This is a genomic window from Noviherbaspirillum autotrophicum, assembly GCF_000818395.1.
Taxonomy (GTDB): Bacteria; Pseudomonadota; Gammaproteobacteria; order Burkholderiales; family Burkholderiaceae_D; genus Noviherbaspirillum; species Noviherbaspirillum autotrophicum.
Genome location: NZ_JWJG01000002.1, coordinates 1 through 22,473, shown reverse-complemented (window position 1 = coordinate 22,473; position 22,473 = coordinate 1). Strand labels below are relative to the sequence as shown.

Sequence of the window (22,473 nt, the reverse complement as noted above, 5' to 3'; positions counted from 1 at the left end):
AATTAGAAAGAATAAAAATCGTGAAACAAGTGCAACCCACATCTCGTGCGCATATCGATCGAATTGACGCACTTCGTGGCATCGCTGCTCTCATGGTCGCGATCTATCACGCACTTGGCGTGATCTCTATCCCAGGGTTGGAGGAGGCAATTTGGGACAGGGATTTGCCGCAGGGGGATACCTTGAGTGAATCAATTGCCCGATTGTTGATGGTGCTTTCTAACGGTAGCGCGGCAGTCTCTTTGTTCTTTGTGATGAGCGGCCTAGTGCTGGGGCTCTCCATTGATAAGTGGCAAGGAAATTCCCTACGCAATAGTGTGAGCTTTATCATCCAGCGGCTATTCAGGATTGGTCCCGCATTGTGGGCAACGGCGCTATCTATCGGTCTCATGTTGACGGTTTATCGTGCGCAGCACGAGCCGCTGGCTACCGACTGGTTTAACCGCTTTTATAATCTTCCTGTCACACTTGGTTTGTTGGTGAAGAATCTCACCTTGACCACCGCCGGGTCAAGTGCGGATGGTTGGCTCAACCCCGTCACTTGGTCGCTTCAGGTCGAGATGGGCGTTTCTCTGCTATTCCCCCTGCTTTATATGATGAACCGGTGTGTGTCGATGCGCTGGCACCTACCTGTCCTTGCGATCTTGCTTGCCATACCGGCCGTATTGAAGCCAGGACCGATCTCTTTCCTGAATTTTCTGTTCATGTTTTATCTCGGGTTGATGTTGCCGGCTTGGGGGGCGAAGCTCGCATTCGTGGTTCGTTCCTCCAAGGTATATGCACTGGCGGTTTTTCTTACGGCAGTGATCATTATGCTGGTCGCCAAAGGAATAGCCCCTCGACCGGGTGTCATGATGGTTATGGAAGCGGGCGGAGCGTTTATGCTCTTGGCGGCAGTTTTGCACGGAAAAGACAACACTGTATTCCGTTTGTTGGATGCGCCGATTATCCGATTTTATGGGCGGATCTCGTATAGCTTCTATCTGATCGATTTCCCGGTGCTGTATATCATCTCGGTTATGACCATGCATCTGCTGCCGTCCGAGGCTCTGATGGCCCATGCATTGCTGGTCAATGTGATGTTGGCTGCGGCCGGAATCGTGATATCAACCGGGCTTGCCGCCGTCTGTTATCAGTGGGTGGAACTTCCAGGTATTAAACTCGGTAGGCGATTGACGGGGTGGGCAGGGCGACAGCTGATGACTCCGAAGGCTGCCGGTAGAGCCTTGGCATCGCCACTTGAAGGAGACCGTTGATTAGTATTGACGCTGCGAGGGCGAGGGCGCGGGTGGCGGATCATTGCCCATCGTGGTGTTTATGTGAATACCGGCGGCTAATTTCTCGTAATAGGCGGACTTAATTATGTAGCCAGTACTGCCTGTGGCATTTCCAAATGGGCACCTATAGTTGCAGGGTAATCCCTCCGTTTTTGAAGCGGCCTGAGAGTAGAAACTAAGCGGACAAGGCCAATTTCTGTTTCGGCGTGATGCCGCCGATGGGCATGTTGGGGCGCTCGTGATTATAGGTCCATAACCAACGGGTCGCGAATTCCTGTACTTCCTCGAAGGTGTCGAACAGATAGTGCGCCAGCCAGTCGTAACGCACCGTCCGGTTGTAGCGCTCGATGTAAATATTCTGCTGCGGCTTGCGGGGCTGAATGAACTCGACGTGAATGCTGCGCCGATTTGCCCATGCCATCAGTGCTGCGCTGACGTATTCCGGGCCATTGTCACAACGTATCCGATCAGGCCTGCCGCGCCATTCGATGATGCGCTCCAGCGAACGGATCACGCGCTCGGACGGAAGGGAGAAATCCACTTCAATGTCCAAGCCCTCGCGGTTGAAGTCATCGATCACATTGAACAACCGAATGCTGCGGCTGTCCGACAGTTGGTCATGCATGAAGTCCATCGACCACACCTGGTTGAGTGCCGTCGGCTCGGACAGCGGCTCCGGCTTCTCGCGCACCAGACGCTTCTTCGGCTTGATGCGCAGGTTCAGTTCCAGCGCCCGGTAAATCCGGTAGACACGCTTGTGATTCCAGACATAGCCTTTGACGTTGCGCAGGTACAGGAAGCACAGGCCGAAGCCCCAGTTGCGCTGGTTCGTCGTCAGACGAATCAGCCAGTCTGCAATCTCGCTGTTCTCTGAAGACAGCTTCGCTTGATACCGATAGCAGGTCTGGCTGATGCCGAACGCTCGGCATGCCACTCGAATACTGACAGCCTTGTCTTGCACTGCCCATTGCGCCATCTCGCGTCGTCGAGATGGCGCTACCACTTTTTTTGCAGCGCCTCAGCGACGATCTCGGCCTTCAGGCGCTCTTCTGCATACATCTTCTTCAGGCGACGGTTCTCTTCTTCGAGTTCCTTCAGCCGCGCCATCATGGAGGCGTCCATGCCACCGAACTTACTGCGCCAGCGGTAAAACAGTGCAGAGCTCATGCCGTGTTCCCGGCACAGTTCCGGGACTGGAGTGCCGCCGTCGGCTTGCTTGAGAATGGCGATGATCTGGCTTTCCGAAAACCGTGGCTTCTTCATGTAAAACTTCCTCGATTCAATGTTGAGAAAATTCTACTTTCAAATCCGCTTCTTTTTCGGGGGGATTACCGGCGCCAGCACCGTGGAAACATAGGCACGAAATACCGCCGCATCCGTGGCGCCTTCCACTGTCATGACTGCATTCAGCCCGTAGCAGGACAGTGAGCCGATGATGGTAACGTTGCGACCATAATTTTTGGGCGTTGCATCCTGCACCCGCTTACCAGAGAGCGCCCTGCCGAAGCGGCGAGTCATTCTCAGGTTCACTCCGGTTTCGTCAATGAACTTGAGCTTTTTTACCGGGCAGCGAGCTATTTTCCGGCAATACCGATGGCGCTCCTGACATACGCGCGCAGTGTCCCGTTCACAAGCATGGATCGCCTTTTTTTCGGCGCAATCCCATTTGCTGCAACACGCGGCAAATCCTCGACGTACTTACTCGAAGGTCATTTTTGCACGCCAATTGCTCCCGCAATTCCGCCAGCGTCATGTCCGGCTGATTTTCCAGCGATCGCCGCAGCTGCTCACGCGCTTTGTCATCAATCCAGACCACGGGTCCCAGTCGCTTACGCCTCTGAGGCAAGACATCACCAGTCCGCCGGTAAAGTCGCAGAATATTTTCCACCGTCGCCAGGCTGACTTGAACCAGCTCCGCCACCTCGCGTTGCGACTGCGTCCCGCGTTCACAAGCCCGAACAATTCTCCAACGCAAATCTATCGAATAGGGAGCAGGCATGATTGCACCTCATCTGCAGCTCGATGAGCTTGCGATTCCTTATCCTTTCATTTGTTCCTGCCATCACACTGCCCTAAATATTCAGGCAATCCGCTGTAGCTGCCGGCCTGACTCACCACCTCGGTAACGAGGCCAGCTAGGGCCGAGCCGGGAACCATCGGAATGGCTTCAGTTCCAAGACCGTTATCACGCCCAACGGCGAACTGAGCCTGGACATTCCGTGCGACCGGCAGGCAACATTCGAGCCATAACTCGTTGGTAAATACTAGCGCCACCTGCCGGGCTTCGACAACAGCGTTATCAGCATGTATGCACGCGGAATGAGCGTGCGCGAGATCCAGTGCCACCCGCAACAGCTGTACGGGCTGGACAAGTCGCCAGATCTGATTTTCACCATCACCGACGAAGTGCTGAAAGAAGTCGTGACCTGCTATTGGAATTTGTAGCCAGTCTGCAGGTTAGTCTTCTGGTTCAAGCCCACCGATTTTGCCATCGTTGCCGGCCTACCGAGGCCGGTGTCCGATTGCCGAGCGCAGAATGCGGTCGCTCGTTGTTATAAAACTCTCGCCACTTCTCAATTGCGATTTTCGCTTTACGGCGTGTTACGAATCATTCCCGGTTCAGACATTCATCGCGCAGCTTGCCGTTAAAGCTTTCCACAAACCCGTTCTGCCAAGGGCTGCCGGGTTTGATATAGGCCGGGCCGACGTTCTGATCTCGCAGCCACTTCATCACTGCTGTGGCGGTAAATTCCGTGCCGTTGTCGAATCGGATAAAATCAGGCTTGCCATATAACCGCATCAACCGCGACAGCGTCAGGATCACATCCTGATTGCGCAACGACTTGCCAACCTCGATGGCCAGACATTCGCGTGTATGCTCATCCAGCACGCACAGCATCTTCAACGTGCCGTCGTTGGCCAGTCGGTCATGCACGAAGTCATACGACGAGACGCTGTTGGGCTGCGTCGCACCCGGACTCCGAATGTCATTGTCGCAGCGCCGCTTTCGAGGCCGACGCTTGGGCAGATTCAACCCCAGACTTCGCAACAGACGCCACACCCGTCCGATACTTTGGTCCATCATCACGCCAATGCGCCGATAACCAAAGCGTGGATAGCGACCACATGCATCAATGAGCTGCGCACCCAGCTCCTTATCCTTTGCCGGCTAACGCAACTCATAACTCGCAACCCGGCGGCTTACCCCAGCACTTCGACACGCTCCACCTTCAGAGAACCCCTTTGCCTTCAGGATCTCAAGGGCTTCGTGGTCACCGGGGGCGTCATTTTTTTTCGGCAATCTCCTTCAAGCCTTCAATGGCCAACATCTGTTCGGTCACGATCTCCTTCAGCCGCGTTGTTCTCCGACTCCAGATCCTTGAGCCTGCGGGTATCGAAAACCGTCATGGCTGATTACTTGTTGCGCCAGCGGAAAAACGTTTGCTCAGTGATGTTGCGCTTGCGGCGGACCTCCCGGATCACCGCGCCATCGACCTCGGCCTCCTGCAGGGCACCTATGATTTGTTCTTCTGTGAATCGCTTCTGCATGTATGTCCCATGTCAAAATTAACATGAAAACTCACTTTGTGGGTGGCTATATGACTCTTAGCAGGTCACAACCGTCACCCCGTCTCTTCACGCGCATCAGCATCCGCTTCGTGCTCTAAATGTACCCAGTCGACGATTTTTCCGCTTGGAGTATAGCCAGTAACCAGTTGCTCAAGCATTAAGCGCGCCACGCCGACATCATTCACATTAAGCGCAAGCTTAAGTGCATTGAGCTTCTCCTCAAGCACATGCCAAGGAAGAAAATCTTCATGAGCCTTCATGATCCGCGGATGTGAGGTTGATTTGGGGTTGTTACCGATGAGCAGTTCCTCGTAAAGTTTCTCGCCGGGGCGCAGGCCTGTGACCTCGATTTCAATATCACCATCCGGGTTAGATTCATCTTTTACCGTCAGGCCCGAGAGCTCGATCATGCGTCGCGCTAAGTCCATAATTTTGACCGATTGTCCCATGTCCAGTACGAATACGTCACCTCCCTTGGCCATTGCTCCGGCCTGGATCACCAGTTGAGCAGCTTCCGGAATAGTCATGAAGTAGCGAGTGATTTCCGGGTGCGTCAGGGTAATGGGGCCGCCGTCACGAATCTGCTGGCGAAACTTGGGTACTACAGAACCAGACGAGCCGAGCACATTTCCAAAGCGTACCATAGTGAACTTTGTGCTTTGCGAAGTGGCCGCAAGCGCTTGTAATACCATCTCTGCCAACCGTTTGCTAGCTCCCATGATATTGGTCGGACGGACCGCTTTGTCGGTACTGATCAAGACAAAGTCTGTAACACCTCGTTCAGCCGCCGCTTTTGCAGCCGTCAGCGTGCCTAGCACATTGTTCTTGATTCCTTCTGTTGGGTTGTGCTCTACGAGCGGTACATGCTTGTAGGCAGCAGCGTGGTACACCGTATCAGGCCGCCAAGTTGACATGATTTCCTGCATGCGATCTTCATCGCGTACCGAGGCTAGAAGTGGTACTAGTTTGACGGCAGAGCCGTCAAGTTTTGACTGCAACTCTTGATGGATCTCGTAAAGCGCGAATTCACTTTGCTCAATCAGTAAGAGAGTATTTGGTCCAATTTTTAAAATTTGACGACACAGTTCGCTACCAATCGAGCCACCTGCTCCGGTCACCAACACCACTTTATCAATAATATTCTTGCCAAGCAGGATGTGATTAGGTGCAACCGGATCGCGTCCCAACAGGTCGTCAATGTCGAGTTCACGCAAATCTGATGTGCTGATTTTGCCCTGAGCTAGCTCTGTCAGGCTGGGTAGAGTGCGAACTGATACATGCGCCTGTAGCATTTCCGCTAGGATTTCGTTGCGGCGCTTCCGACTTGCCGAAGGCAACGCCAAGAGTACATCACTAACATGTAGTGATGCGACTAAGCTGGGCAAGTCGGATGGACTGTAAATGGTCAGCCCGTTCAGAATGTGCCCATGCAATCGTTCGTCGTCGTCCAAAAAGCCGACAACCCTCATGGCGTGGCTGTTAGCCATGGCAGCTGCCAATTGACGGCCTGATTTACCGGCACCATAGATGAGCACTTTAGGCAGGGCCGCTAGTTTAAGCTGGCCTTGGTACAGGCCGCCGAGCCAGAATCGCGCAAAGATTCGGGAAGTGCCAACCGTGAGTAGAAGCAACATGGGTTGAATCAGGCCGACGGTTCGTGGTACCCCTTGAATACCAATCGCAGTAAAAACAGCTGCGTAGGCTAGGCCATATGCAAACGTTGCTTTACATACCGTCATAAGAGCAGGCCAACCTGAATAGCGGAAAATTGCGCGGTACAGCCCTGAAACGACAAAGAGCGGCAACGCAATTGATACTGATACAATCGCTGCCCCAAGCGCAGAACCGGATAGTGTGACAAATTCACCTAGGCGTAGATAGAACGCCAGCCATACCGTCAGTACGCAAAGGCTGGAGTCGATCAAAAGAACTACCAGGCGCTTGGCGGTACGTGGCATTGCCAGTACGGGTAATGCAATTTTATTCAAAGTCATTGGTATATTCATTTTATCAATGGGACACTCCCTCCCGGCGCAGCACCTTCACTAAGGTCAACCAGAGGATCCATAAGTCGAACGAGAACGATTGCCTTCGAAGGTATTCCACATCCAGCTTGACCTTCTCTGTAATTGGTAGCTCATCTCGCCCATTAATTTGAGCCCAGCCGGTCAATCCCGGTATCAACTGATGTACTTCCTGTTGAGTGCGAAAGGCAATCAGGTCGTATTGGTTATATAGCGCGGGGCGAGGGCCGACAAAACTCATGTCGCCTTTCAGAATGCTCCAAAGTTGGGGTAACTCATCGAGACTGGTCTTGCGTAGAAAAGGGCCGATAGCAGTCAGATAGGTATTGGGGTCGGACAGCAGATGCGTGGCCACCACAGGAGTATCTACTCGCATGCTGCGAAATTTCGGCATACTGAAAATACGATTGTACCGGCCTACGCGATCAGACCAATAGAACACTGGGCCAGCGGAGGTGAGACGAACCGCCAGCGCAATCAGAGTAATGGGCAACAGTAACACGGCCAGTGCAACTACTCCCAGCAAAAGGTCAAACGCTCGTTTCATCAATCCATTCCCCGTGTTTTAACTTCGTGCGTAGCACGCCACAAGCTTTCATCCACGCTAAACGGTGGCTTCCAACCCAAGCGTTCGCGTGTGTGTGTAATGTCCAGCTGCAAGGACCCGCAAAGACGCTGGTAAATTCCTGGCTTGCCTGCTAGGTGCGCGCCGAGTAAGAGCCACGATTCCGGGATCGGCACGAGTCGGGACGGCCTGCCCAATGCCGCACTGAGGCGGCGTAGAAGTTCGGCGGTAGAAAGGTCTTCGTCATCGCTGGCCAAAAAGGTCTGGCCTGCAGCCGAAGGATGGTAGAGACAGGTCATTAGTAGATCCACCAAATTATCGATACTTACAAGACTACGTCGGTTATGGGTGACTGATCCGAGCGGTAATGGAATACCCCGTGCTAGCCAGCGCAGCATTGTCGCGAAGTTTGCCTTTACGTCGGGACCATAAACAAGTGGTGGACGCACTATCACCACTTCCATGCCGGTTTTTCCTGCAAGTGCGCGTAGACCCTGCTCGGCCTCGTATTTGGAGATGGCGTATGCATCTTGGGGTGCGGGGATGTCGTGCGCGGTGAAGGGATGTCCGAGGTCCGTTGATTCGCCGTTCACTTTTGCCGAACTCACCATAACGAAGCGCCGCACGCCCGCGTCGGCGGCTTGGCGTGCAAGTGAAAGCGTGGCTTCTACATTGATTCGCCGGAACTCCGCTAACGGATCCGCCGCCATATCGCGCATCACATGCACACGTGCTGCTAAGTGCACCACCGCTTCGCAGCCGGCGAGCGCAACGCGCCAATCGGTGCCGGCATCGAGGTCGCCCACAGCGATCTCGCCGGCAATGCCAGATCTGGCGCGGCGCACAGCTTGGACCAAGGGGAGGTTCGCCGAGGCGAGGCGTGCGCACAGTGCTTTTCCAACAAAGCCGGTGGCGCCAGTAACGAGAATGGTCCGCATAATCTATGGATACGATAGGATCAGATCAGCAGTGCGCTTGGCGCGGTCAACGTAACGCAGGACTACGCTAAGGACCTGTTTGGATGTAGGTGGAAATTTATTATCCGAGACTAGACGAACAGGTTGACTACGGTCCGTCAGATTGTCAACAAGCGCTAGGTTGATTCGGCAGAGCTTTTTCGCCGGGAGGATGGGAAAAATGCACACATAGGCTTGCTGTTCGAAATTTTGCCGTGCACGCTTTTCCCGTCTTAGCTCTGGGTGAATGAAGTACCAGTTCATTGCCATCTTTCGCTGATCATTATAATTTGCGCATTCTACAAGTGAGATTACAGCAGGACAACGTAGTTGTCTTGATCGGCATGTTTTCTTAAAACTCTTTTGTCTGTAGTTTTTATTTTTTGCTGTGGGTGGATAGTGCTGTCATGAAATTCTGAGCTATATATGGTTTGGCGCCCGGGCTACGCGTCGGCGAGGACGGCAAGGAGGTTCTTCGTGTAAAGAGTGTCAATGCCATTCCATTGGTTGATGCTAAGAAAGGCATTTTCGGGGAGTTAGTTCTGACGGACAGGTGTTTGTCGCATTATCGTTGCGCCTATATGTTTTTCAGCGACGATATCACCGCTCTCATACCTTAATTATGGTATCTGCTAAACGATCACCTCGCTGTCGTCTCTCCTGTCAGCGATTAGGTGGTGCGCTGGAAATTCGGCAAGGGTCCTTTCAACTTCAGATCAAGCCGCCCGTGCTGCTTTCATAATGATGATTCGGAGCAGCGTGCGATACACATCTACGGCCAGACGTAATGTGGTGCTGTGCGTCTTTTTACGCGCACTCCTATGACGCACGTGCTTCTGCTGGATTCATATGCTATTTGAAATGGTTTACATCCATCAGCAATCACTTAAAATATCGGGCTCGCCGATGAGTAGTTCCGGTAGCACCAAACGACACGATCCCCTAGCGATAGAATTTGCTATGCGTGTTTTTCAAGTCACTAAAGCTTCCTGATAAATCGCACGACGGCACTCCCGTAGGCAAAACAAATTTAAATGGCTGCTGGCGATTACGTTTTCGTATCAATTCCTTGCCTGACAATGCTTTCCGGTACTTAGTCGTGAGTTTTTCCCGATTTCAATAAGTTGCATCCTCGGCTACTCTCCCTTGCCATTGACATTAGGATATCTGCAAGCCGATCCATTGTATTGGCGCGGCAATATTTCTTAATGAAAACACTGCATTGCTTGGTCTCGAGGCTCAAACCTCGTAGTGCATTTTCGCCCGCATTAGCATCACATGGGGCAAACACGCCGGCATGAGGAATCTCAGTTCGGATAAATTCTGCAGCGTAACCCGCAACGCCTGCCAAAATCGGCTTGCCAATGGCTGCATATTCGAACAATTTAGACGGGAGCACCTTTAGGAACGCGTCGTATGCATTCAGATGCAAGAAGAGCACATCAGCTGACTGGTACAGGGGAATCAAATCGTTACGTTGTACTGGGTCGCGCAATAGAACATTACTGACTTTGGCCTTGGCTAACTCGGCTTCCAGGGCAGCACGTCGGCCGCCTGCGCCAATTACGAGAAAGTCGAACCGATCCGCACAACGCTGGGCGAGTTTGGGAAGCACAAGGTGGAGACCCTGACCTTCGCCAATATTACCCGCATAGAGTACCAATGGGCGTTCCCGGTGCTGCGTAGGCGCAGTTGGCATCGGTAGCAGGAAGGCATCATCGATGCCGTTGGGATGCACGTCGAACACTTTATTCGGATAGCGTTGCTGATACCAAGGGAGAAAACCCGCAGACACGAGATTGATACGGTCGGCCCTGTTTATCGCAAACCGCTCGATCGCACTGAGGAACGGCAGACTCGGACGTGCTAGATGAGCTGGCAAAACATCCTTCATGGTGTCGACGAAAATGTCACGGATATCCAAATACAGTCGTGCACTGACACGACGTGCAACAACGGCCGCGAGCACGGCCGTAAACAGGCGTGACGACGTGCCGTACACAAGGTCGTATCTCTGTGCTGCCGTCATCTCAAGTACTCGGTAGAAGAAAACCGAGAACGCCTTGGCCTGATCGCGCATCCCGCTCTTGTGGGATGGCAGCATGATACGGCGTATGCGTACGTTGCCGTTGCATTCTTCCTTTGGTGCTGCGTCAGTTAGAGCGTGATAGCGGTTAGGTTGCGTTGTAATAATGTCGACAGTAGCGTCTTTAGGCAACTTGGGCGAAAGCCTTTCGATAAGAGAGGCCGTACGGAACGAACCTGCGGACAAATCGGGAGGATAGTAGAAGCTTAGAATCAGGATTTTCATGTGGGTCGACACGATACCTATTACCAATGGGCTGTAACTGTGACCTGCGGGCCGGAGAACGTTACTGTCAGGCACAGTGTGGGACAGGAAACTCCGAATTTCGGGTGCCAAGTAGAGGCTTCGAGGGCCATGGTGCCACCTTCAGCTTGTACCGTAATTGATCGCTCGTCAGGCAGCACGAGGATTGCCACATCACTGTCAATGGCGGCACGGAGATCCGGGTGTAGATGATAGCGGGCCTGGGCCCGGCGAAACTTGCCTGATATCTGATCGGTGACAGTTATAGTTTTTGCGCGGGCATCCCATGTACGCCTGTGAATTGGTGAACCCCGTAGACGCATGAAGCCGTTGTGCGCACATGTAACCCGCACATGGTCGTTTGCGCAATCTTCCGCATATCCAATTGGATAAGCACGTCGCGCCACACGGAAGCCTGCCCAGACTTCGGACGAATCGAAATCATCGATAATTACGGTAGTATGGGCCGCAGTGCCTCGTTGGCGCTGGCGTTCAGAATTAGTGCCATACTGCGACGTACCCGTATTGACAAACACACGCTGTGAACCTAGAGACAGTTCGAAGCTCAGTGTATCGGCATGTGCATGCCCCGGCTGATAGTTCGCGCCGACACGTGCCACATCGAGAATGGCCGTCGCGTCGGGCCAGTCTATGCGGACGTAGCCCGAATCAGCAAGTCGTTGCATGGTCATGTCAACCGGATTTGATACTTTTTGGGGAGTGGCTTGGACCTCGAGCAATGAAGCATACTCACGCACAACGCGTGGCTCAGGTGCAATATCAAATGCAGCATCATTAAAAAAGCTGATCTGATCGTCGCCTAAGCACATGGCATTCATCCATGATAGGGCACGCGAAGCGACGACACGCCATTCCTTCTCCTTCGCCTGCAAATGTATATTGCCGGAAATGCGTGCGAGATATAGCATATCGAGCAGATCCCAAAGCAGCGCACAATGATACATTGGGCTCAGTTCGAAATGCGCCCCGTCGGCAAGAAACTGCTCGTGCAATTCGTCGTCCAGTATCGCTAGACCCTTGCGCATCCAAGCATCTGCTTCGGGACCCGCAAAACGGGCCCCACTGAATATCAGTGCCTTGGCATTTACGAATAGGTGATTGGCAAGCAGGTGATATTCGAGTTTCTGGGCAAGTACGCGTGTCTGTAAGGCTAGACTGTCAAGCGCGCACTGGTCCAAGGAGCCACCAGATGCTCCCCACTTGATCCAGTTCACGATCCGCAGCGAAAGTGGATAAGCATCCCAGCCAGTACCACGCGGTGCCGGATTTTCGGCGATCCAGCGCTGTATCCATTGCTGCTGTAGGGTATGTCGGGTCTGCGCATCAATACTGTCCAAGTCGTCAAAATAATGGAGGTTGTAGCGCCAGAGTTGTGACCACTCCGGCCGATCCCAGTCGGCCGATGTTGTGATCGCATGAGTTTCGTTCAATAGCGAAAACTCCACTGGTGGAAATAGCGATTGAAGTTTGTATGTAGGTGCATTCCAGGATGCACTCCAGATGGCCAGTGCAGGGGCCGGTGTCGGTGTGATGCGAATCTCGCGAATGCGCATTAAGAGTCGGTAGACTATCTGCTTAACTCTTAAATGACGCACAGTATGAAAAAGCAAGGAAAGTGAAGTCATCTATTTATTGGTCAGGCAATCACTGAATTGCATTTTGTAAACTGACCTGTGCGCATGTTATTTTGAAATTCCAGCCAGAAATTAAAATAGAGCATTTGCCAAATTTTGTACGTCTGGTTACCTGCATTATTGAAGTGTGCATCGACAATGCGGCATGCTACATTGGCGTCGAGTACTTCGGAGAGTGGGCCATTACGGAAAATATCCGAGATGAGATCCTTGCCTAGAGCGCGGATCTTGCCGTCAAGCGGTGGGTTGAATCCAATCTTTGGGCGATTAATTAACCGTGCAGGCAGACTGTGTTCGAGGAATCGGCGCAGCGGCTTCTTCCCTTCCGAGTAGCTGAGCAGCTCGGCATCATTCATTGCAAAGCCGAGTTCTGCCAGTTCGTTCGACATAATCGGTACGCGCATTTCGATGCTTTGTTGCATGCTCGACTTATCAGTCACCATAAGGTTGTGCGCAAGGAAACCATAGCGGTCTAAGTACATCGCCTGCTTCATGTGCGACAGATGTCCGATACGCTTGCCCATCGTTTCGCACCAATGCCAGAACGGCTCGCATGCATCGAACTTGCCCATCAGCGTCGAAACTTCTACCTCCGACAAATAGCCGATCAGGCTTGTGTAGGCGCGAATAAAGCGGCCTTCCTCAGAAAAACGCAGCAACCGCTCGATCTTCTTTTCTAAGGAAGGGTGGCGACGCAGCGCAAACGCTCCTACCTTGAACAGCGGTGACAAACCATAGAAAAGCTGGCGATAGCGCGCCAACTTGTAGCGCGGATAGCCAGCAAATAGTTCGTCGCCACCCATTCCACTTAGCATCACCGTATAGCCACTTGCGCGTGCGTCGGCCGACAGCAGGCTCGAAGCGCTGTATGTGTAGTCTGCAATCAGTTCCTCGGTGTTCGCCGCAACATTGCGAAAATCCGCCAAGATTGCGTCAGGACCATCGCTAATGGGATCGTGACACACTGTCTTAACGGGCAGTTTGAGCATCTTCGCAATCTCGTGGGCAAATGCCGCGTCGCTAGCGTCGGCTGCGTCGCCCGCATATTCCACGAACAGGCCCTCGAGTGGCCCCGATGCCGCAGCCAGCACGGACGAGTCCAGACCACCGCTGAAGAAGAGTCCGACCTTGACGTCTGCCACGCGCTGCAACTCCACAGACTCGTTCAACAGCTCGACAAAGTCACGCGACGGTGCCGCGCGCTGCAGTGGACAATAGTACATTTCCTTACGCACTGTACCGGTGTTAAGGTCGAAAGTCCGATATTCACCGGGCATCAACTTTTCCACATTTTTGAAACCGGTCTTTGGTTCATAGAGCCAGCCGTTGAGCAGAAACTCGGCATAGGTCGACTCGTCCGGCTCCATTGGAATGCCGGCCAGTGCCCGAATTCCACGAATTTCAGATGCGAAGGCGACGCGCTTCGAATCATTGGTCCAGACATAGAGCGGCTTGATGCCGAGCGGATCGCGTGCAATGCTCAGCTCGTTGCGCCTGCCGTCGAACACCGCAAATGCGAACATCCCGTCGAAACGGCGTACGCAATCGATACCCCAGATCAGATAGGCTTGCAGAAGTACTTCCGTGTCGGATTCTGTCGAAAAATGACAACCATGCTTGCGCAATTCCTCGCGTAGCGCACGATAGTTGTAGATTTCACCGTTGTAGACCAGGATGGTCTGTCCGTCTCCAGCGAGGAACGGCTGGTTTGCCGCCGCGCTCAGGTCGATGATGCTTAGACGCAAATGCCCCAATCCGACATTGAAGCCCCCGGACTTGCCACGCCAGATGCCGGTGGCATTCGGGCCACGATGCCTCATGATCTGGAGCGATTCCTCTAGGCCATTCAAGTCGCCAGTGGAAATCAAACCGTTAATTCCGCACACACTCTACCCCTTGCTTATGAGATTGTCAGGACATTCGTACTAATCGTATATTCAGACCCTGGGGCGCCATAATCATCAACGGCTTCCACAGGATTAACAGCGCCAGACGCCGTGCCAATGCGGCTGCTGCGCCGGCAATTGTTACGATAAAGCCGTCGGTGTGCACTTTGCCGACCGCCACAACATAATTCCGTCCGCCGTGATGAACCTGCTGAGCGTTGTTCAAATAGGGGGGCGAGGCGAAACGATGAAGCGGCCACAAGCGATAACATTGAATCTCGCCGGTTCTCCGTGCAACTATCCCCGAATCGTTGAAGATGACGTTGTATGTATAGTCGTGCCAGGGGCGGTATAGCTTCGGGGACTTAGCGTATTGAATTGCGGCGAAAGAAATGCCAGGGAGGCAGCCCTTGAAAAGACGACGCATATTGCAAATCGCCGGAGTACGCGGCTGGTGCGGTAGCAGATATCGATTCAGTTCGAGACACAAGTTGTCTGACGTACTGTCGTAATAGTTGTGCTTATCGCTGCCGCACACCAGGCAGTACATGACACCGTCAAACACCAGATCTAAATCTGACATGTTAGGTGTTTAATCTGATCGTACGCTAGAAGCGCCACGTTCAAAGGGGTGTGTTGACCGCCCTTTTCCTCTATTGGCGAGCGCAGGGATCGACACACCTAGGGCCAGCAAGATTCCCCATGTTGCTGCGATTAGCAGATTGAAGGTAATTAGTCGAGCTACAGCGAAGAATAGGCCGTAAATTGCCAGAGTCGCCGGCATACTGTGTAGCAGCACTTTCTCAAACGTTGCCTTACAATCAGTGCCTGCCCGAAGGAAAACCGGCCCTAGCAGTAGCACCGCGTAAAATACGAAGCCGAGAACCCCGCCAGCCATAAGCATATAGAGTGGCCAGTTGTGAATATACCCAACTGATTGGCGAATGATGTCGCCAGCGCTTCTGACGAATGATATTTCGTGGCGCGTACCTAGGCCATTTCCGAAAATTGGATGTTCAAGAAACATTGACCAAGCAATCCGGTACTCCTCAATGCGCGTCGTGACATTGTCATCAATAGCACCAGGCGATGAAGACAAGGCCATCAACTGTCCACTCAATTGCTTATCAGTACCACTACTTGCGCCCCCGCCTATATTGAAATACGCTCCAAAAGATGCAATTGATTGTTTAGCTGCATCCAAGAGCATCAACACACGCTTGAGCCAAACAAGCTCAAGTCCGAAAAAGAAAATCACGGCGACCGCATAAAGCGAGAATCCGGCCAGTAGCAATGCGGCAAACTTCAATTGCGCTCGGCGGAAAAACGCAAGATAAATGCAGAATCCACAGATCACTAGCAAGGGACTCAGCAGCATACTACGGGTGTAAGTCACAAGAATGGTCGGCAACGCCAACGTGACAAGCACCATGCCAAACCAACGTTCGCGTCTCCCCGGTGCGATGACCGCGATGATGAAACCGAGACTCACCCCCAGTGGAATGAACGCATCGGTGGAGCTCGGAAGCTTCATCGTAATACGATCAATAAATGGACCTAATACGTGTTCGGGATCGGCCTTGGCCGCTTCCTCTGTAACGCGGGTCAGCACTCCGTCGATATTTACGTACCACTGGTACTCCCACATCCGGTTTAAGAGGTAGTAGCCCAGCACGTGCACACAATGCAGCGTGATTGCCACACCTATGGCAATTCCAATCCAATGCACGCGCCTTATATCGTCGCGCAACTCTAACGTAATGGGTATTGTCATCACCAAGAACGTGTAAGGCACTACGCCCCGTACCCAATCGTGTAGGTTAGTGCCAACGTTTACGGCGGCAAACAGATTGACTGCAAGCAGTGCCAGCCCGATTAGTAGGGGAAAACCAAATTCCTTGGCCAAAGGGGTAATCCCGTCTCTTGCAATTGCTCCCATTAATGACCTACCAAGGACGGTCGTTGTCAGGATTGCAAAAGCAGCTTCCTTGATGCCCGGTGCTTCTGAAGGTGCCGCAATTGGAATGACCAGCGGAAACAGCGCAAGGATGCCGAGCCACGGTTCAGCCATGGTGGCGGCAATCAGTGCCAAAACCAGTACCAGCGCCGTAATGTGGGCAACGGAACTGGTTTGCTGTAAGAGGGCCGCTGCGATGACCGAGGCACTCAATACCAACGCTGGGGAGCGAAATGGCGGCAATAATGCTTGTCTAATTGTTGTATACATGTCTTGCTCTTTACTTATGTCTCGCTCTTGCAAGTCTGGAAGCCTCGAATTTTTTGTAAAACGACGCTCAGGAACGGATAGCCAGGTAATCCGTAGGAGTCTTACCAACTACACGGCCGGGAACGCCTACCACTATCGAATGTGGCGGCACATCGCGTATGACAACTGCTCCGGCACCAATTTGGCACCCGTCGCCGATGGTAATGTTACCGAGAATGCGAGCGCCTGCACCGATATAAACGTTATTCCCAATGATTGGACATTTGTTGGGCTCGCCGGAAAAGAATGCTTCGCTTGCGCCGATTGTCACGCCTTGTCCAATCACACAGCCCGAACCCAGCTTTGAGTCGGCATGTAATACGACTCCGATTGCTCCATATGCAAAGACGGTACCCTTTCCAATGGTTGCACTCGGCGGAATATAGGAATTAAACAAAAGAAACATAATGTTCTTCATCGCTGCTGGGATGACCGGAATGCGCTTATGATAAAACCAGTTAGCAATCCGATAGAGATGGATCGCGTTCATATTGCCTCCTTGAGAGCGCGCAAGTCATTCAGGTTGAATCGGATGATGCCAAGTGCCAGTGTTAGGCAGCCGACAAGATAGATCAGGGCGGGCAATGCTGTATGCCAGAGGCTGAACGCAGTCACTGGCGCCACGCCGCATACCCAAATAGCGACCAAGGAATGGATTCGGTTGGAAACTTCATAGAGTAGCAGCGCAGCATACACCGAAAAACCTAGCCCATAGCACAAGATGGCCTGATGGACATTCTTGACGAAGAACATCGCGATCAAGAAAGATATACCTACTAGTATATTAATGGCACGTACGTAGCGTACCTTGTTCATTGCCAGCAAATAACGCTCCGACAATACTGCCCAGTAGAGCACTGGCAGGCTACAAACTAGCGCTGTATATGGCTGGAACTTCGGCAAGATGGTTACTAATGCATAGGTTGCCAGCCCGGCCGTCGCAAAGTAGCACAATGAGAATGACATGATTGTCGCGTAATGCCGCTCTCGATCGTCACTACGTAACAGTGCAACAAAAATCGTCTTGATATTCAGTGGAAAGAAACTCGTAGCAGATTGCACAAGTGACGCCATTACGCGGAACAAACCGAGGCTATCGGCTGGTAATGTCTTTGACAGCAGGAACGGGAAGATATTGGTGAAAAGGTTGTACACCAACGTCAGCGACAGCATCGAGGGTACTGACTTCCACAGGCTGCCCACCACTCCAGCTAGGCTTCCGGCGCCCGGCCATACACGGGATGACGGAATCAAAAAGACAGCTGCAACCAAGGCAGGGACAAGGTTCGTAAGAATCAGGATATGCTGGATATCCATTTCGTAGACCTTGGTCAGGTTTAGCACGATCGACACACCAAACATGGACAAGAAGGCGCACAGATATACCAAAATACGTTTGGCTTGTCGCATCGCGTACATCGACAGCAGCACGCACGAACTAAGCAACATAGCGGCGAGCAGTAGTACACTTCCTAGCGGATATAATAGGTTCACGGTCGCAAAGACAACAAGCACACCCCCGCCGACGCATAGCGACACCGGAAAGATCGCAGGTGCATCGAGTCTGCTAAGCAGCGGCTCGTTGGCGATGTCTGTCAGCTTCTGAAACACGAATACCAGAATGTTTGCCTGCAGGAATAGCCCGTACTCCGTGAGGCCGAACAGCGCCGGCACCGCGAAGTTCACGACTAGAGCGCAAAGTAGGGTCAGGATTTGGACCAATAGGCTAATCATGAGTGAAATAGTGAATGTGCGAGCAAACAAGCGATCGCAGGTTTGTCGCACAACAGTGGTGTCACGCAATGCAACGTGTCGCCTGGGTCGTGGAGGAGGCTGATGAGCCAGAGATAGTGGCGCCAAGGTGCCGGCTAAGCACGCCTCGTGTATCGACGATGGCGTTTTGGTTTACGTTGGACCAGTCGAAATGGAGAAACTGCTTGTGGTCGACTAGGATGACGAAAATATTGGCTTGCTCTAGTGCGAGTTCAAGCGATACGAGTTCCACCTTCCCTGCCATCGAGCTCGGCAGTTCGGTAATATTCGGCTCGACGGCGAGTACTCGCCCAAGGCCCTTGGCCTGCAGCGCATGGGTGATTTCGATCGCAGGACTTTCACGCAGGTCGTCAATATCGGCCTTGAATGCTAAGCCGAGGCAGGCGATCACGGGGTTGGTGAACTTGCGTGCGACTTCTTCGATGCGGTCCAGCACAAACTGCGGCTTACCATCGTTGACTAGGCGTGCCGTACGGATGATCTTCGATGTCTCGGGGGCCGAATCAACAATGAACCAAGGGTCGACGGCAATGCAGTGACCGCCGACCCCGGGTCCCGGCTGCAGGATGTTGACGCGCGGGTGATGATTGGCTAGTCGGATCAGTTCCCAGACATTGATGTCGAGCTCGTGACAGATCAGCGATAGTTCGTTGGCGAAGGCAATGTTCACGTCACGAAACGAGTTCTCAGTCAGTTTGGTCATCTCCGCAGTACGGCAATCGGTAAGCACGCATTCGCCGCGCACGAAGATGTCATAGAGGTCGGACGCCATTTTTGCTGCGCGTTGTGTCATGCCGCCGATGATGCGATCATTCTGCACCAGTTCACGCAGAACATGGCCGGGCAGGACTCGCTCAGGACAGTAGGCAAGCTGGACGTCCGCATTCTCGCCCGTTTGTTGCGGAAACGTCAGGTCCGGACGATGTGAGGCCAGCCAGCCTGCCAGTTGCTCAGTAGTGCCAACCGGGGAGGTGGACTCGAGAATGATCAGGTTGCCCGGCACTAGGTGCGGCGCAATGGACTCGGCAACGGCTTCGATATACGAGAGATCGGGCTTGTAACCTTCCTTGAACGGCGTAGGAACAGCGATCAAGTACGCATCCGCCGGCTCAGCAGCGGTGCGGGCAACCAGAGTGCCCTTCTGTACCACGATGTTGACCAATCCTGCCAAGTCGGGCTCGACGATATGAATTTTACCTTGGTTGATTGTATCAACAGCGTGCTGATTAACGTCGATGCCCACCACCTTAACGCCTTGGCTGGCAATCACAGTAGCGGTGGGTAAGCCGATGTAGCCGAGGCCCACTACGGCAATCTTCTCAAATTTGGTCATTAAATCGAAACTCCATTCTCAAGTATGTTGACAATCCTTACTGCCGCTCGGCCATCGCCGTAGGGATTGTGGGAGCGCGCCATGGCATCGTAAGCTGCTGAATTATCAAGCAGGATATTCGCTTCACGCTGGATCTTTGCAGGATCAGTACCTACTAAACGCACAGTCCCCGCCTCGACGGCTTCTGGGCGCTCGGTCGTTTCGCGCATTACCAAGACCGGCTTGCCGAGTGACGGGGCTTCTTCCTGAACACCACCGCTGTCCGTGAGAAGCAGTGTGCTGGCGCCCATCAGGTAGACAAAAGGCAGGTAGTCCTGGGGCTCGATTAGGACCACGTTGGCCAGTCCGCCGAGCAGTCGGTTTACCGGTTCCTGGACTTGGGGATTCAGATGCACGGGATAGACAATCTGCACTTCTGGACGCTTCGCTAGTTCGGCTAGCGCCGCACAGATGTTTTCGAAGCCCTTGCCAAAATTCTCGCGCCGATGGCCGGTTACCAAGATCAACTTCTTGCTGGCGTCTAGGAACGGGAAGCGGTTTGCGAGCCTAGACGCCAGCGCCGTATCGGTGCGGATTTTGTCATTGACCTCCAGCAAGGCGTCGATCACGGTATTGCCCGTGATATGGATAGTTTCCTCGTTGATGCCTTCACGCAGCAGATTCCTTTGCGCCTGCTTGGTAGGCGCAAAGTGAATGGTCGACAGCGCGCCCGCAACCTTGCGGTTGAGTTCTTCCGGCCATGGCGAATATAGGTTGCCCGTCCGAAGTCCTGCCTCGACGTGCGCGACCGGAATTCGCTGATAGTAGGCGGACAGCGCCGCCGCCATAGTCGTAGTGGTGTCGCCATGGACTAGGACGACGTCCGGTCGCCATTGGGCGTATACATCTCGCAGGCCGATCAGGACACGCGCCGTGATATCGGTTAGGTCCTGACCGCGTTGCATAAGATTAAGATCGAATTCCGGTCGGATGTTAAACAGCGCCAGAACTTGGTCGAGCATTTCACGATGCTGGGCCGTAACGCACACTCTTGCATCGAATGCAGGATTTTTTTTCAGAACCTCAACCACCGGCGCCATTTTGATTGCTTCAGGTCGGGTTCCGAACACCACTAGCACTTTCATCTCTAATTTATTTCCGGCTTAGGGGGTAACAAGTTGCTTTTTGGTTTTAAAATCGAGCCCGTATTATGCAAGTATTGCCATGCCTCGACAAGCTGCTAACTATTGCAGCGTCGAGTCGCTGCCTTCTAAAAGGCAAAGCTGCTCAACCGTCAACCTCGATCCTTGGTGTTTAGCGTCAGAGTTTGGCTAATGCGGAACGTCTGCCTAGCAGGCTAGATGCTCACAGCTTTTTCCTGTCTTGCGCGCAGCCCATCTCCCGGTGTTGTTGCGAAGCTACCATTTTTGGGCATTGCCTTGGCCACGATTTTGGCCTTAAGCCTTTCTTCGACATTTCGGTATACATTTTCTTTAGCCGCCAGTTCTCTTCTTCGAGTTCCTTCAAACGCGCCATCGTGGATGCAATCATGCCGCCATACTGGCTGCACCATTTGTAAAACTGCACTGAACTCATTCCTTGTCCACGATACATCTTTGGGATGATCGTACCACTCTCAATCTGCTTAAGAAAATGACGATGATCGGGCTCTCCGAAAAACTTGACTTCTTCATGCAAGACTTCCTCGATTCAATGTTAAAAAATTCTACTTTCAAAACTGCTTATTTCTGGTGGTAAATAACATATCGTTGCAGACGGGACTAAAGTTGGGAGAGATTATTAATGCAAACAGTCGCGAACGCGGAGGGGGCTTCGGATATTGCGTAATTTGCAATCATTCTGCGAAGCACGAGTATTAACTATTGCATTTGAGAAATATAATTAAAAACTTGATGCAATATCGCCGATTGGTCTGTTGGGTTATGATTAATCGTATGTTTAATTCGGTTATTGCATAATGCTGCTACTCTCCCGATCAATTTTCAAAGCCTACGACATCCGCGGCATTCTCGGCAAAACCCTCGACATCGGCATCGCCCGCCAGATCGGCCAAGCCTTCGGCACCGCTGCCCGCATCAAGGGCGAGCAAACGGTGGTCATCGGCCGCGATGGCCGCCTGTCCGGCCCCGAACTGGCCAAGGCGCTGGCCTCCGGCCTGCAACGCGCCGGCGTCGACGTGATCGACCTCGGCGTGGTCGCCACCCCGATGCTGTACTTCGCCACCCATGTGCTCGATGCCCAGTCCGGCATCATGGTCACCGGCAGCCACAACCCGCCCGACTACAACGGCTTCAAGATGGTGCTGGCTGGCGAAGCCATTTACGGCGATACGATCCAGGGCTTGTACCAGGCGATCGTCAAGGGAGACTTTGCGCAAGGCAACGGTAGCTACCGCACTCACGATATCCGGCAGCAATACCTGGAACGCATCACCGGCGATGTGAAGCTGGCGCGGCCGATGAAGATTGCCATCGATTGCGGCAACGGTGTGGCCGGCGCCTTTGCCGGCGACTTGTACCGGGCGCTGGGATGCGAGGTGCGCGAACTGTTTTGCGACGTCGACGGCAACTTTCCCAACCATCATCCCGACCCGGCCCATCCGGAAAACCTGCAGGACTTGATCCGCTGCTTGAAGGACACGGATGCGGAGATAGGCCTGGCGTTCGACGGTGACGGCGACCGGCTGGGCGTGGTGACTAAGGATGGGCAGATTATTTATCCGGACCGGCAGCTGATGCTGTTTGCGCAGGACGTGCTCATGCGCCATCCGGGGCGCGAGATTCTGTACGACGTCAAGTGCACGCGGCATGTGGCGCCGTGGGTGAAACAGCATGGCGGG

The 22,473-nt window shown here is 53.1% G+C and carries 17 protein-coding genes and 3 pseudogenes; 3 read left to right on the top strand and 17 right to left on the bottom strand.

Annotated features, from left to right (window positions below):
* Positions 1-20 precede the first annotated feature (20 nt).
* The gene (locus tag TSA66_RS00120; protein ID WP_157691522.1) at positions 21-1,256 is read left to right on the top strand and encodes an acyltransferase family protein; all 1,236 of its coding nucleotides are present in this window, start codon (positions 21-23) and stop codon (positions 1,254-1,256) included.
* Between the two features lie 196 nt (positions 1,257-1,452).
* On the opposite strand, the gene TSA66_RS00115 is transcribed toward TSA66_RS00120, so the two are convergent.
* The 3 genes from TSA66_RS00115 to TSA66_RS25895 all read right to left on the bottom strand — a co-directional run bounded on the left by TSA66_RS00115 (position 1,453) and on the right by TSA66_RS25895 (position 3,276).
* A protein-coding gene (locus TSA66_RS00115) for an IS3 family transposase (RefSeq protein WP_094298970.1) occupies positions 1,453-2,540 on the bottom strand; the annotation gives its coding sequence in 2 pieces (ribosomal slippage) (positions 1,453-2,291 and positions 2,291-2,540; 1,089 coding nt in all).
* A 39-nt stretch (positions 2,541-2,579) separates the two neighbouring features.
* Positions 2,580-2,822, bottom strand: a complete 243-nt coding sequence (locus tag TSA66_RS00105) for a transposase (protein WP_269748340.1) — start codon at positions 2,820-2,822, stop codon at positions 2,580-2,582.
* Positions 2,823-2,904: 82 nt separating this feature from the next.
* Positions 2,905-3,276 carry a helix-turn-helix domain-containing protein gene (locus tag TSA66_RS25895; RefSeq protein WP_084199104.1) on the bottom strand — a complete coding sequence of 124 codons (372 nt, stop codon included), beginning with the start codon at positions 3,274-3,276 and terminating at the stop codon, positions 2,905-2,907.
* Between the two features lie 95 nt (positions 3,277-3,371).
* On the opposite strand from TSA66_RS25895, the pseudogene TSA66_RS25890 reads away from it, so the two are divergent.
* A pseudogene (locus TSA66_RS25890) lies at positions 3,372-3,722 on the top strand (transposase); the annotation flags it as partial.
* A gap of 25 nt (positions 3,723-3,747) precedes the next feature.
* Here TSA66_RS25890 and TSA66_RS00100 read toward each other — a convergent pair.
* The 14 genes and pseudogenes from TSA66_RS00100 to TSA66_RS00025 all read right to left on the bottom strand — a co-directional run.
* Positions 3,748-4,826: pseudogene (locus TSA66_RS00100) on the bottom strand (IS3 family transposase).
* 74 nt (positions 4,827-4,900) lie between these two features.
* Complete coding sequence (locus tag TSA66_RS00090) at positions 4,901-6,841, bottom strand: polysaccharide biosynthesis protein (protein WP_040038468.1); 1,941 nt, start codon at positions 6,839-6,841, stop codon at positions 4,901-4,903.
* Between the two features lie 16 nt (positions 6,842-6,857).
* A complete protein-coding gene (locus tag TSA66_RS00085) occupies positions 6,858-7,418 on the bottom strand; it encodes a sugar transferase (protein WP_040038467.1) in 561 nt (186 codons plus the stop codon).
* Positions 7,418-8,374, bottom strand: coding sequence for a UDP-glucose 4-epimerase family protein (locus TSA66_RS00080; RefSeq protein ID WP_040038466.1), 957 nt, complete (start codon positions 8,372-8,374; stop codon positions 7,418-7,420). Before TSA66_RS00080 ends, TSA66_RS00085 begins: the two co-directional genes overlap by 1 nt.
* 1,111 nt (positions 8,375-9,485) lie before the next feature.
* A complete protein-coding gene (locus TSA66_RS00070; RefSeq protein ID WP_052451956.1) occupies positions 9,486-10,703 on the bottom strand; it encodes a glycosyltransferase family 4 protein in 1,218 nt (405 codons plus the stop codon).
* Positions 10,704-10,723: 20 nt separating this feature from the next.
* Complete coding sequence (locus TSA66_RS00065) at positions 10,724-12,367, bottom strand: heparinase II/III family protein (protein ID WP_040038464.1); 1,644 nt, start codon at positions 12,365-12,367, stop codon at positions 10,724-10,726.
* Between the two features lie 11 nt (positions 12,368-12,378).
* A complete protein-coding gene (asnB, locus tag TSA66_RS00060; protein WP_084199102.1) occupies positions 12,379-14,262 on the bottom strand; it encodes an asparagine synthase (glutamine-hydrolyzing) in 1,884 nt (627 codons plus the stop codon).
* Positions 14,263-14,287: 25 nt separating this feature from the next.
* Positions 14,288-14,845 carry a hypothetical protein gene (locus tag TSA66_RS00055; protein ID WP_040038463.1) on the bottom strand — a complete coding sequence of 186 codons (558 nt, stop codon included), beginning with the start codon at positions 14,843-14,845 and terminating at the stop codon, positions 14,288-14,290.
* Positions 14,846-14,854: 9 nt separating this feature from the next.
* Positions 14,855-16,489, bottom strand: coding sequence for an O-antigen ligase family protein (locus TSA66_RS00050; protein ID WP_084199100.1), 1,635 nt, complete (start codon positions 16,487-16,489; stop codon positions 14,855-14,857).
* Positions 16,490-16,556: 67 nt separating this feature from the next.
* Positions 16,557-17,018, bottom strand: a complete 462-nt coding sequence (locus TSA66_RS27945) for a serine O-acetyltransferase (protein WP_040038461.1) — start codon at positions 17,016-17,018, stop codon at positions 16,557-16,559.
* Positions 17,015-18,214, bottom strand: coding sequence for a hypothetical protein (locus tag TSA66_RS00040; protein WP_198358637.1), 1,200 nt, complete (start codon positions 18,212-18,214; stop codon positions 17,015-17,017). Before TSA66_RS00040 ends, TSA66_RS27945 begins: the two co-directional genes overlap by 4 nt.
* A 109-nt stretch (positions 18,215-18,323) precedes the next feature.
* The gene (wecC, locus tag TSA66_RS00035) at positions 18,324-19,634 is read right to left on the bottom strand and encodes a UDP-N-acetyl-D-mannosamine dehydrogenase (protein WP_052451945.1); all 1,311 of its coding nucleotides are present in this window, start codon (positions 19,632-19,634) and stop codon (positions 18,324-18,326) included.
* A complete protein-coding gene (wecB, locus tag TSA66_RS00030; protein ID WP_040038459.1) occupies positions 19,634-20,758 on the bottom strand; it encodes a non-hydrolyzing UDP-N-acetylglucosamine 2-epimerase in 1,125 nt (374 codons plus the stop codon). Before wecB ends, wecC begins: the two co-directional genes overlap by 1 nt.
* Before the next feature lie 224 nt (positions 20,759-20,982).
* Positions 20,983-21,307, bottom strand: a pseudogene (locus tag TSA66_RS00025) (transposase); the annotation flags it as partial.
* A gap of 284 nt (positions 21,308-21,591) precedes the next feature.
* Between TSA66_RS00025 and TSA66_RS00020 the strand changes: the two are divergent.
* Positions 21,592-22,473: phosphomannomutase/phosphoglucomutase (locus TSA66_RS00020; protein WP_040038458.1), on the top strand; the 882-nt coding region annotated here is incomplete at its 3' end.

Coding starts and splice junctions, on each gene's coding strand:
- TSA66_RS00090 (WP_040038468.1), bottom strand. CDS start 6,841: ATGACTTTGAATAAAATTGCATTACCCGTACTGGCAATGCCACGTACC.
- TSA66_RS25895 (WP_084199104.1), bottom strand. CDS start 3,276: ATGCCTGCTCCCTATTCGATAGATTTGCGTTGGAGAATTGTTCGGGCT.
- TSA66_RS00055 (WP_040038463.1), bottom strand. CDS start 14,845: ATGTCAGATTTAGATCTGGTGTTTGACGGTGTCATGTACTGCCTGGTG.
- TSA66_RS00050 (WP_084199100.1), bottom strand. CDS start 16,489: ATGTATACAACAATTAGACAAGCATTATTGCCGCCATTTCGCTCCCCA.
- TSA66_RS27945 (WP_040038461.1), bottom strand. CDS start 17,018: ATGAACGCGATCCATCTCTATCGGATTGCTAACTGGTTTTATCATAAG.
- TSA66_RS00070 (WP_052451956.1), bottom strand. CDS start 10,703: ATGAAAATCCTGATTCTAAGCTTCTACTATCCTCCCGATTTGTCCGCA.
- TSA66_RS00065 (WP_040038464.1), bottom strand. CDS start 12,367: ATGACTTCACTTTCCTTGCTTTTTCATACTGTGCGTCATTTAAGAGTT.
- wecB (WP_040038459.1), bottom strand. CDS start 20,758: ATGAAAGTGCTAGTGGTGTTCGGAACCCGACCTGAAGCAATCAAAATG.
- wecC (WP_052451945.1), bottom strand. CDS start 19,634: ATGACCAAATTTGAGAAGATTGCCGTAGTGGGCCTCGGCTACATCGGC.
- TSA66_RS00080 (WP_040038466.1), bottom strand. CDS start 8,374: ATGCGGACCATTCTCGTTACTGGCGCCACCGGCTTTGTTGGAAAAGCA.
- TSA66_RS00085 (WP_040038467.1), bottom strand. CDS start 7,418: ATGAAACGAGCGTTTGACCTTTTGCTGGGAGTAGTTGCACTGGCCGTG.